Source organism: Stenotrophomonas sp. AS012628 (assembly GCF_010608305.1).
Classification (GTDB): Bacteria; Pseudomonadota; Gammaproteobacteria; order Xanthomonadales; family Xanthomonadaceae; genus Stenotrophomonas; species Stenotrophomonas geniculata.
Window position 1 is genome coordinate 1 of record NZ_VMBJ01000265.1, and the last position, 228, is coordinate 228.

The 228-nt window shown below is 71.9% G+C and carries 1 protein-coding gene; it reads left to right on the forward strand.

The features are described from left to right. Positions 1-86: 86 nt before the first annotated feature. The coding region (locus G5A07_RS22320; RefSeq protein ID WP_262405915.1) for a DUF1287 domain-containing protein at positions 87-228 on the forward strand (142 nt) is incomplete at its 3' end.

Sequence of the window (228 nt, forward strand, 5' to 3'; positions counted from 1 at the left end):
GGACCAGGACGCGCCCGCGGGCGCTTAGGAGGAAAAGGATGGACAAGGACGTATCCGGCGCGCTGCGCCGCCTGTTGCTGCTCGCCATGCTCGGACTGCCGCTGGTGGCGGCCGCTGCGGTCGAACCGCAGCGACTGGTGGATGCGGCGCGTGCCCAGGTGGGCGTGACCCTGGGCTACGACCCGGCCTACCGGCAACTGGACTATCCGGGCGGCGACGTGCCGCTGC